Annotated in this window: 6 protein-coding genes, 1 tRNA gene and 1 pseudogene; 2 read left to right on the plus strand and 6 right to left on the minus strand. The window is 62.6% G+C overall.

Translation table 11 applies throughout. From position 1 onward, the window contains the following. The coding region (locus tag EOA86_RS39580; protein WP_206630128.1) for a hypothetical protein at window positions 1-189 on the plus strand (189 nt) is incomplete at its 5' end. A 12-nt stretch (window positions 190-201) separates the two neighbouring features. On the opposite strand, the gene EOA86_RS25250 is transcribed toward EOA86_RS39580, so the two are convergent. From EOA86_RS25250 to EOA86_RS25265, 4 genes are all read right to left on the minus strand, one after another. After that, window positions 202-438: a Trm112 family protein gene (locus EOA86_RS25250; RefSeq protein WP_065007323.1), complete on the minus strand. Its 237-nt coding sequence runs from the start codon at window positions 436-438 to the stop codon at window positions 202-204. A 194-nt stretch (window positions 439-632) separates the two neighbouring features. Then, window positions 633-1304, minus strand: coding sequence for an LON peptidase substrate-binding domain-containing protein (locus tag EOA86_RS25255; RefSeq protein ID WP_029349515.1), 672 nt, complete (start codon window positions 1302-1304; stop codon window positions 633-635). A gap of 165 nt (window positions 1305-1469) precedes the next feature. Then, entirely contained in the window at window positions 1470-2468 is a 999-nt protein-coding gene (trxA, locus tag EOA86_RS25260; protein ID WP_128344168.1) for a thioredoxin, read from the minus strand. Between the two features lie 94 nt (window positions 2469-2562). Further along, window positions 2563-3060: a prolyl-tRNA synthetase associated domain-containing protein gene (locus EOA86_RS25265; RefSeq protein WP_128344170.1), complete on the minus strand. Its 498-nt coding sequence runs from the start codon at window positions 3058-3060 to the stop codon at window positions 2563-2565. Between the two features lie 230 nt (window positions 3061-3290). Here EOA86_RS25265 and EOA86_RS25270 point away from each other — a divergent pair. Continuing rightward, window positions 3291-3365, plus strand: a tRNA-Gly gene (locus EOA86_RS25270). A gap of 68 nt (window positions 3366-3433) precedes the next feature. On the opposite strand, the pseudogene EOA86_RS25275 reads toward EOA86_RS25270, so the two are convergent. Continuing rightward, window positions 3434-3637 (minus strand): annotated as a pseudogene (locus EOA86_RS25275) (transposase); the annotation flags it as partial. A gap of 250 nt (window positions 3638-3887) precedes the next feature. After that, on the minus strand, window positions 3888-4064 hold the full coding sequence (locus EOA86_RS25280) for an adenylate/guanylate cyclase domain-containing protein (RefSeq protein ID WP_281035696.1): 177 nt from the start codon (window positions 4062-4064) through the stop codon (window positions 3888-3890). Window position 4065 lies beyond the last annotated feature (1 nt).

The following is a 4065-nucleotide window of genomic DNA, read 5'->3' on the forward strand; positions in this document are numbered from 1 at the left end:
CTTTTGGAGGAGGCCGGCACCGGCCAGCCTGTCAATGAGCCTTCGGCCAGTGGGCGCATGGAGAATGACAACCGCGAAGAGGGCGTTGCAGACGCACATGCCCCACAAGCCGCGCCGGTCCAGCGGGATCTCGTGGCGCTGTCGGGAAAGGCGGAGAAGGTCATGCCCAAAGGGCGCAATTTTCAATAGGCCTTACACCGTTCAGGACGGTCCGCCCAGACGCGGCGGCAATCCGTCCTCGAAGGGGAGCGAGCGCGCCTCCGAAGGCAGCATGATCGGGATGCCGTCACGCACCGGATAGGCAAGCCGTGCGACCCTCGAGATGAGCTCGCCTCGCTCCGGATCCCAGCTAAGCGGGCCCTTGGTCAGCGGGCAGGCCAGCAATTCCAGCAGTTTGGGGTCGACATTGGCCTTCTTTCCATCACGCCCATCCACCATTCGGTCTGTCCTTCTCTGGGGTCACTTTAGGTTTCGCGCGGCTCTCCCTTCTCCCCTTGTGGGAGAAGGTGTCGCCGAAGGAGACGGATGAGGGGTGTTCCAGCTTGGCACCAACGGCGCTCCGTCCAGCACCCCTCAACCGTCTTGGCGCTGCGCCAATCTTCCTTCTCACACAAGGGAGAAGGAAAAGCCCCCTATTGCAGGCTCGACCCGAAATCCTCGTTCTCACGTGCCAGCGCCATTTCGGTGATGGCGATCAGCGTTTCGGCGCGTGTCTTCAGGTCCGCGGCTTCGAGCAGCGCCTGTTTCTCGGCTGGCCCGTAGGGAGCCATCATCGACAGCGCATTGACCAGCATGGCATTTTCGGCGCGGCTGACGCTTTCCCAGTCGGCTTCAAGATCGTTGGCCTGCAAATAGGCGCGAAATGCCTTGAGCAGCGCTGGCCGGTCGATCTCGGCCTCTGCCTGATCTTCGTCGAGATCCGTGAGAAAGGGCGCAAACCGGCACTGGCGGAAGGGCGTTTTGACCGCAAGCTCCTGCACGATGCGGAACCGGCACACACCTTGCAGCGAAATCAGGTAGCGGCCATCGCCGCTCTCGGAAAGTGCGATGATACGTCCGGCGCAGCCGACATTGCAGAGTTCCGGCTCGCCGTCGCCACGCCGTGCACCGTCGAGGCTGGGCTGTATAACGCCGATCAGCCGCGATCCGGCGATCGCCTCATCCACCATCTCAAGATAGCGCGGCTCAAAAATGTTGAGCGGCATGCGGCCGCCCGGCAGCAGCAATGCGCCTTCGAGCGGGAAGATCGGCACCGTCGACGGCAAATCCGTATCGAGTCGGTAATGCGCGTTTCCCGCCTGCACTTCAAGCCTCCGGTCGCTCCCTCAAGAAGCGCATGAAGCCCGCCCATCCCATCGCAACCTGACGCGTAATCGTCACGAAGCGAAGAACGGATCGGTCAGGCCTCCTAATCTGGCGCAGCCGTCGTCGATCGCAAGGCCATCAGGAAAAAACAGCTTTATGCGCGTTCAGGAAAACAGCAGCGACGACAATTTGCGCCGCGCCGCCAGCGTTGCCTCGTCGGTCATGCCCCATGCCTCGAAGAACTGCAGCAACTGCGTCTTGGCGCCGTCGTCGTTCCACGAGCGATCAGCCTTGACGATCGCCAGCAGATTGTCGGCCGCGGCCATGCGCTCGCCGTTGGCGTTCTGGACCATCGCAAGATCGAAACGTGCCTGGTGGTCCCCGGGGTTCTCCGCCAGGCGCCGCTGGAGTTCGGCCGGATTGCCAAGTGCTGCTGCCTGCGCGGCAAGCGCCATCTTGGCGCGTACGGCGGCGAGTGGCGGAGCATCCTTCTTGGCTTCCGGGGCCCGCGCCAGCACCGCTTCGGCGCCCTCGGCATCGCCGGCCTCGAACAGCAGATCGCCAAGCCCGGCAATCGCCTCGATCGTGTCCGGCGCCTGTTCCAGGACGGCGTCGTAGATGTCCGCCGCGGTCTGCACATCGCCGGCGGCGCGCGCCTCGGCGGCCGCGGCAAGCGCCTCGGCCACCTGCGGCGCACCATTGTTCTTGCCGCCGACCTTCTGGATGAACGCGGCGATCTGGCTCTCCGGAATGGCGCCCATGAAGCCGTCGACCGGCTGGCCATCCCTAAAGGCGATGACCGCCGGTATCGACTGGATACCAAGCTGGCCGGCGATCGAAGGATGGTCGTCGATGTTCATCTTGACCAGCTTGACCTTGCCGCCGGCGGCGGTGATCGCCTTTTCCAGCAGCGGCGTCAGTTGCTTGCAGGGCCCGCACCATGGCGCCCAGAAATCGACCAGCACCGGCTGACGCCGCGATTCCTGGATGACATCGGCGGCAAATGTGGCGGTCGTCGTATCCTTGATGACGTCGACGGTGACAGGCGGCTCGCCAAGCGCGACTCTCGCGGGAGTGGCCTCAGTGCCGCCATACTGCACTGTGGTGGCATACTGTCCGCCATTGCTGCCAAATGGGCCGCCAAATTGATTGTTGTCGCTCATCTCGTCGCCCTTTCGGTCGCGCCGCCGGCCACCGGCCCGGCGCAACGTCCTTTATTCTCACTCAGAAATCGGTTTATCGTCATCCATGTGGCGATCATCCCGTGACTTTCAAGATAACAGGATCATGCCCAGTTGCCTCGACGAATTTGACGAGGTCGGCAGCGGCGATCGAGGTCGTTGCCTCATTGGTCAGCGGATGAGCATTGATGGCCGCATGGCGCATCAACTCCTGGTCGAGAACGACCTTGACCCGCAACTCCGTATCGTTGATCACGCCGAACACCGTGACCGCGCCCGGTACGACGCCGAGAAGCTCCATCAGCATCTCCGGCTTGCCGAAGGAAACGCGCCCGGCGGCGCCGATGGCATGATGGATCTGCTTGAGATCGACCACCGCCTCCTCATCGACGCTGACCAGGAAGAAATTGTCCTTCTTGTCCTTGAGGAACAGGTTCTTGGTGTGCCCGCCGGCAATTTCTCCACGCAGCGCCTGCGAATCGGCGACCGTGAACAGCGGCGGATGGCGCAAGGTCGAGACCTGGATCCCGAGATCGGTGAGAAAGGCAAAAAGCTCGGCTTCGGTTTTCGGCATGTTGTTTCTTGTCGGACTTCTTGCTGTCTCGGTTTGGATCATGCCGTTTACGGCCAATGACGCGGCCGAGACAAGACCGTTGCGCGGCGACGCGCTGAATTCCGTGCGATACACGCCACGGAAGGCTCGGTTACGTCGCCGGGTGCGGCCAAAAAACCTGCGATTCCCCTGTTGCAATCGCCGCGCCCTTCAGCCATATAGGCGCGGCTTGCGGCCCAAAAGCCGCGCGAGCGGGTGTAGCTCAGGGGTAGAGCACAACCTTGCCAAGGTTGGGGTCGAGCGTTCGAATCGCTTCACCCGCTCCAGTTTCCCACGGGGAATCAAGCGATTAAGAGGCGCCTTTCGGGGCGCCTTTTGCTTACATGGCGTTGCAACCGGCGCGCGTCTCCCAGTCGCGCTCGCGATAGCGTTGCGCTGGGCCGTGCGCAACGGGTTCTTCTCGCCATAGGCGGCCCCGGTGGCGGCCACCAACCTCCAACTCCATCAGCCGCCCGGCGGCAAGCCAATCATCTCGCGCAAAAGGTCGGAATCTGGAGGCTTCTCCACGAGCGCGCAGGTTCATCATGCCATCGGTCATCGATGGTTCCTTCGAGGTTGGTGTCAGCAACCCGACCTTACCGGCGAATTGTCGATGGACCACGGCAAAGCCGCTCGCTCGCTACAGCGCTATCGAGGGCGCGCTCGCGAGCGGCGTCGCTACCGCCGAGCCACACCACCTATGGGGACGCGACCCCGCTCGGTGGTCGACTGCGCCTCTGCGGACATACGAAACTACGATGTTGCTTGAGCTGCAATGCGCTCCAGCGTCGGCACTGCCAACCGGCAAATCAGGCCGGGAGCCGCCACATTCGCACACGACCTGTACCACGCAATTCCGTTTCCTCGAGTGGGTCGCAAGCAAAATTTGGTCCAAGCAGTTTGCGAGTTGCATCCGAGATACGGATTTCATCGGGATCCGCTGACGTTTGAATACGTGCGGCGAGATTAACGGTCTCGCCCCACAGG

This window comes from Mesorhizobium sp. M5C.F.Ca.IN.020.32.2.1 (assembly GCF_004023105.1).
In the GTDB taxonomy this organism is placed as follows: Bacteria; Pseudomonadota; Alphaproteobacteria; order Rhizobiales; family Rhizobiaceae; genus Mesorhizobium; species Mesorhizobium wenxiniae.

Excerpts from the sequence above, each read along its gene's own strand:
- EOA86_RS25250 (WP_065007323.1), bottom strand. The coding sequence starts at position 438 with ATGGTGGATGGGCGTGATGGAAAGAAGGCCAATGTCGACCCCAAACTG.
- trxA (WP_128344168.1), bottom strand. The coding sequence starts at position 2,468 with ATGAGCGACAACAATCAATTTGGCGGCCCATTTGGCAGCAATGGCGGA.
- EOA86_RS25265 (WP_128344170.1), bottom strand. The coding sequence starts at position 3,060 with ATGCCGAAAACCGAAGCCGAGCTTTTTGCCTTTCTCACCGATCTCGGG.